The organism is Streptomyces sp. CRN 30 (assembly GCF_034105845.1).
Window position 1 is genome coordinate 1 of sequence record NZ_JAVRHI010000009.1, and the last position, 6,127, is coordinate 6,127.

Sequence of the window (6,127 nt, forward strand, 5' to 3'; positions counted from 1 at the left end):
CGTCGGCCCGGGCGTCGGCGCGGCTCCCGGCACCGCCCCCGGCAGCGGCACCGCTCCCGCCACCGGTACGGCGGTCGTGCTCGGCGGTCTCGGGGACGTGGGCCTGGCCCTGGCCGGGCACCTGGCCCGCTCCGGACGGCGGGTCGTGGTGACCGGCCGCACCGGACTCGACCCGGACGCCGCGCCGGGCGGCGACCGGGCGGCGCGCGCGGAGACCGTACGCCTCCTGCGGGACTCCGGCGCCGACATCGAGGTCCGCGCGGCGGACGCCGCCGACCCCGCCGCCACCACGGACCTGCTGCGCGAACTCACCGACCGGCACGGCCCGCTGGACCTGGTCGTGCACGCCGCCGGAGTGGTCGCCTCCGCAGCCGTCGCACCGTTGCGGGCCACCGAGGAGGACACCGTGCGCGCCCACGCGCACGCCAAGGTCACCGCGGCCCTGGCACTGCGCACCGCCGTGCACGCCCTCCCGGCCGGCCGCCGCCCGGCCACCGTGCTGCTGATGTCCTCGGCCACCGCGTTCGTCGGCGGCCTGGGCCTCGCCCCGTACGCCGCCGTCAACCGCTTCCTGGACGCGCTGGCCGAGCACGAGCGGCCCACGGGCCCGGACGCGCCCCGCTGGATCAGCGTGGCGTGGGACGGCTGGCGGGTGGGCCCCGGTGGGACCGAACGGACCGTGGCCTCCCGGCACTCGATCGGCCTGGCGGACGGCGCGCGCACCGTGGACCGGCTGCTCGCGCCGGCGCTCCGGGACCGCGTCCCGGCCTCCGTCGCGGTCTCCCCGGCCGACCTCGCCCCCCGTACGGCGGGCACCCCCACCGCCGTACCCGCCGCCGACGCGCCCACGGCAGCGGCACCGGCGGGCGGTCCGGGGTTCCGCAGCGGCGCGGAGACCCGGCTCGCCGAGGTCTGGACGGACCTGCTCGGCTTCCCCGTCACCGACCGCGACGCCGACTTCTTCGCCCTCGGCGGCCACTCCCTGCTGGCCACCCGGATGCTCGCCCGGCTGCGCGACGACCACGGCGCCGACCTGCGCCTGCAGGACCTGCTCGCCCGGCCGACCGTCGCCGCCCTGGCCCCGCTGCTGCCCGGCTCGGAGAGGGGACCCGTCCCCGCCGCTCCCGCACACGTGGACGCGGCGCCCGGCGACGGTCCGCGGGAGTTCCCCCTCACCCGGGTGCAGCACGCCTACTGGATCGGCGGGTCGGGCGGCTACCGCCTGGGCGACGTCCCGTGCTCCTTCCACCTGGAGTACGACTGCCCCGGCCTGGACACCGACCGTTACGAGGCGGCGTGGAACGCGGTGATCGCCCGCCATCCGATGCTGCGCGCGGTCATCTCGCCGGAGGGCCGCAACCGCGTCCTCGACCGGGTGCCCCGCTACCGCATCCGCGTCCAGGACCTGACCGGGTACGACGGGGCCGAGCGCGCCCGGAGGCTGGAGCGGGTCCGCGACCGCATGGTGCGCCGGGAGCCCCGCCCGGGCCGCTGGCCCCTGGTCGACATCCGGGCGGCCCGGCTGCCCGGCGACGTCGTCCGCCTGTTCGTCAACGTCGACGTCCTGGTGTGCGACACGGCCAGCTACCTGATCTGGGACCGGGAGCTGCGCACCCTCTACCGCGACCCGGATGCGCAACTGCCGCCGCTGCGCACCACGTTCGCGGAGTGCGTGGCCGCGCTGGAGCGCCGTGCCGAGGGCCCCGAGTACGCCCGGGCCGCCGCCCACTGGCGCGCCCGGCTGGACGCGGGCGAGCTGCCCGGCGCGCCCGCGCTCCCCGTACGCCCCCAGGAGCCGGGCGAGCGGCCCCGCTTCGCCCGCCGCAGCGCCCGTCTGGAGCCGGACCGCTGGAACGCCCTCAAGGCCGAGGCGGCCCGGCGCGGCCTGACCCCCACGGTCGTCCTCCTGGCGGCCTACGGGGAGGCGCTCGCGCGGTGGGCGGGGCAGGACCGGTTCTCCGTCACCCTCACCCTCTTCGACCGGCCGGCCCACCTCCCGGGCGCGGACGACGTGGTCGGCGACTTCACCTCGCTCATGCTGCACACGGTGGACCGCTCGGGGAGCACCCGCTTCGCCGACGCCGCCGCCCGCGCCCAGCGCACCCTGTTCGAGGACCTGGACCACCGGGAGTTCTCCGCGCTGGACCTGCTCGCCGAGAAGTCCGCGCGCACCGGGCGCACCGAGTCCGTCCCCGTCGTCTTCACCAGCGCCCTGGGACTGTCGGGCCCGCTCGGCGGCGATCACGACCTGGACTGGGCCGGCACCCCCGTGCACGGCGTGAGCAGCACCCCGCAGACCTGGCTCGACCACCAGGTGATCGAGCAGCACGGGGCGCTCCTGCTGCAGTGGGACGTCCTGGAGAGCGTGCTGCCCGCCGACGAGGCGGACGCGGCGTTCACGGCCTACGCGGAACGGGTGCGCCGGCTGGCCGACGCGCCGGAGCTGTGGGACGCGGACGAGGTTCCCGCCACCCATGACGCCGACGCGGACGCCGCCCTGCTGCTGCGCGACGGCACCAGCGGCAGCGACCGGGACGACCGCCCGCTGTTCCTGATGCACCCCTCGGGCGGGGACGTGCTCTGCTACGGCGAACTCGCCCGCCTCCTCACCGACGGCCGCCCCGTGGTGGCGCTCACCGACCCCGCCCTGACCGGCGGCAGGGGGCCGCGGACCATCGCCGAGATGACGACCCGTTACCTCGCCGCGGTCCGCTCCCACCAGCCGCACGGCCCGTACCTGCTGGGCGGCTGGTCGATGGGCGGCACGGTCGCCCACCAGATGGCCGTGGAACTCGAACGGCGGGGTGAACGGACCGACCTCCTGGTCCTGATCGACTCCAACACCCCCGACCGCATCCGGACCCTGGGCGGCACCGACCGCGACCAGGACACCGCCTTCGCCGCCGTCCGCTACCTGCGCTCACTGGAGGCGTTCCTCGACGTGGACCTGGGCCTCGGCCCGGACCTCGACCCCGGCGCCGGCGCCGACGCGGCGGCGGTGCGCGAGGCCGTCACCGCACGCCTGCGGACGGCGGGCCTGCTCAGCCCGAGGGACACCGCCGACCGGCGGCTGGAGGTCTTCGAACGCCACCTGCGGGCGCTGGCGGACCACAAGGCCGGACACCTCACCGACCCGGCCACCCGGCTGCTGCTCGTCGCCGCCTCCCGGCCCTCGCCGCACAACGCCGGCGTCGGCATGGGCGTCGACGACGCCGGCGACCTGCCCGCCCTGGGCTGGCTGCCGCACGTCGGCGGCCCGGTCGACGCGCACACCGTCGAGGGCCACCACTACTCACTGCTGCACGACCCGGCGGTACGCCGGACCGCCGCCCTCGTCGACCGGGCCCTGGCCGCCGTACGCGCCGGCCGCTGAACCCCGCCCGACACCCCACCCGTCACCACTTCACCGGAACCCCGCGGAAAGCGACCATGACCCAGCCTTCGTTCCCCCCTGCCCTCGCGTCCCGCAGATCGGTCCTCACCGCCCTGACGGCGCTCGCCGTCGCACTGCCGCTGAGCGCCTGCACGTCCGCCACGGACACCACCGGCCCCGCCGCGTCCACCGCCTCCGCCACCCCGGCCGACGGCGGCACCCTGCGCTACGCGGTCGCCGGTTCCCCCGCCACCGCCAGCGACGATCCGCACGGCGGCCTCGGCAACGAGTCCGACGTCCTGCGCTTCGCCCTCACGTACGACGTCCTGACCGTGCCCGGGAAGGACGGGAAGAGCCGTCCCCGGCTCGCCACGGCCTGGGAACCCGACGACGCGTTGCAGCGGTGGACCTTCACCCTGCGCAAGGACGCCCGCTTCACCGACGGCACCCGGGTGCGCGCCGCCGACGTGCTGTACTCGCTGCGGCGCATCGCGGACAAGGCCGCCGAGAACTACGGCCGGCTCGCCGACTTCGACATGGCGAGGTCCACGGCGCCCGACGCGTACACCGTGGTCCTGGCCACCCGTGTCCCGATGGCCGACGCGCCCAAGGCACTGGAGTCCGTCAGCTTCGTGGTGCCCGAGGGCACCGAGGACTTCACCCGCGCCGTGCCCGGCTCGGGTCCGTACAAGGTCGTGGAGACCAGCGCCCAGGCCAGTGTCCTGGCCCGCAACGACGGCTGGTGGGGCGAGCGGCCGCACCTGGACCGGATCGAGATCCAGGCCGTCGCCAACCCGCAGGCACGGGCCAACGCCGTCACCTCCGGGCAGGCCGACGTCGCCGGCAGCGTCAGCCCGGCCGCCGTCAGGAGCGCGGAGAGCGCCGGTGCCTCGGGCGGCACCCAGGTGGTACGCCGGGAGGGGGTCACCGAGTACCCGTTCGTCATGCGCCTGGACACCGCGCCGTTCGACGACCCGAGGGTCCGCGCGGCCTTCCGGCTGGCGGCCGACCGCAAGGCCCTGGTCGACACGGTGTACCTGGGCTACGGGAAGATCGCCAACGACCTTCCCACCCCGTACGACCCCTCGACGCCCACGGACCTGCCCCAGCGCACCCGGGACGTGGCGGAGGCCAAGCGGCTGCTGGCGGAGGCGGGTCACGCGGACGGACTGTCCGTCACCCTGCACACCACCACCTCCTACCCCGGCATGGACACCGCGGCCACCCTCTACGCCCAGCAACTCGCGGACATCGGGGTCCGGGCGAAGGTGAAGGTCGAGCCCGCCGACACCTACTGGACGGCCGTCTACGCGAAGAAGGCCTTCTACACCGGCTACTACGGCGGCATCTCCTTCACCGACCTCACCCGGGTCGGCCTGCTGTCCGACTCGCCCACCAACGAGACCGCCTGGCGCAGCGACAGCTTCGACGAGGGCTTCGAGCGGGCCATGGCCACCGCGGACGAGGCGGAGCGCCGGGAACTGCTCGCCGGCATCCAGGAGGAGCTGTGGGAGGACGGCGGTTACGTCGTCTGGGGCACCGGTGACGGACTGGACCTCGCGGCGTCCGGCGTGCGCGGACTGCCCGACGGCCCCGGTTTCCAGCGCATGTTCGTCGACCAGGTGTGGCTCGCCGGATGAAGCCGTCCCTCGTCGGCCGCGCCGGCCGTGCGGCCGTCCTGACCGTGGCCGCCACGGTCGTGGTCTTCGCGGCCACCGAACTGCTCCCCGGCGACGCCGGGGAGCTCCGGACGGCGGGACGGGTCCCGGCGGAGGACATCGCGGCGGAACGCGAGCGGCTCGGCCTGGACCGGCCGGCCGTGGTGCGCTACCTGGACTGGCTGTACGGCGTGGTGCGGGGCGACTTCGGCCGCTCGCTCTCGGGCGGGCGGCCCGTGGCGGCGCTGTTCGCCGAGCGGCTGCCCGCCACCGTCACGCTGGTCGGGGCCGCGCTGGCCGTCACCGCGCTGCTGACCGTGACGGCCCTGGGCGCCGCGTACCTGCGCGGCGGCCGGGGCGGCTCGGCCGCCACCGGCCTGGCCGCCGTGCCGCAGCCGGTCTACGCCGCCGTGCTCGGCGCGGTCCTCGCCGGACTGCTGGGCTGGCTGCCCGCCGTGTCCCTGCTGCCGCCCGGCGGCTCGCCCCTGGCCGCTCCCGAGCTCCTCGTGCTGCCCGCCCTGACCCTGGCCCTGCCCTCGGCCGCCTTCGCCACCGCCCTGCTGCGCGGGGCCCTGGCCGACGCGCTGCGCCGGCCGCACGTGACCGACGCGACGGTGCGCGGCCTGCCCGCCCCGCTCGTCCTGCGCCGGCACGTCCTGCCCTTCCTGTACGTGCCGGCGCTCCAGGTGACGGCCCTGCTGGCGGGCGGCCTCGTCGCGGGAACGGCCCTGGTGGAGACGGTGTTCGGCTACCCGGGCACCGGACAGCTGCTGGTGTCCGCCGTGGCGGTGCGGGACGTCCCCGTCGTCCAGGCCGCCGCCCTCCTCCCGGCCGTCGTCCTGCTGCTGGTCATGCTCCTGGCCGACCTGGCGGAGCTGGCCGGCCCGAGGGCCCACCGCACCGCCGCCGTACCCGACACCGTGGCGCGGACCGCGCGAGGTGACCTGTGAGGATCCGCACGACGCCGATGCCCGCCACGGTCACCCGCCGTACGGTGCCGGTGGCCGCGGCCGTCGTCCTGCTGGTGTGCGTGCCGCTCGGCCGGTACGCCGCCCCGCACCCGCCGGAGCGCACGGTCGCCGCGCCCTGGGCGCCG

At 76.6% G+C, this 6,127-nt stretch carries 3 protein-coding genes; all 3 read left to right on the top strand.

The window, feature by feature from the left end:
• The coding region (locus UW392_RS01035) for an SDR family NAD(P)-dependent oxidoreductase (RefSeq protein WP_320772896.1) at positions 1 to 3,373 on the top strand (3,373 nt) is incomplete at its 5' end.
• A 56-nt stretch (positions 3,374 to 3,429) separates the two neighbouring features.
• Positions 3,430 to 5,013, top strand: coding sequence for an ABC transporter substrate-binding protein (locus UW392_RS01040; RefSeq protein ID WP_320772897.1), 1,584 nt, complete (start codon positions 3,430 to 3,432; stop codon positions 5,011 to 5,013).
• Positions 5,010 to 5,981 carry an ABC transporter permease gene (locus UW392_RS01045; RefSeq protein WP_320772898.1) on the top strand — a complete coding sequence of 324 codons (972 nt, stop codon included), beginning with the start codon at positions 5,010 to 5,012 and terminating at the stop codon, positions 5,979 to 5,981. Before UW392_RS01040 ends, UW392_RS01045 begins: the two co-directional genes overlap by 4 nt.
• The last annotated feature ends 146 nt before the right edge of the window (positions 5,982 to 6,127 follow it).

Bases quoted from the DNA above. Each gene is read 5' to 3' on its own strand.
- UW392_RS01045 (WP_320772898.1), top strand. From the start codon at position 5,010: ATGAAGCCGTCCCTCGTCGGCCGCGCCGGCCGTGCGGCCGTCCTGACC.
- UW392_RS01040 (WP_320772897.1), top strand. From the start codon at position 3,430: ATGACCCAGCCTTCGTTCCCCCCTGCCCTCGCGTCCCGCAGATCGGTC.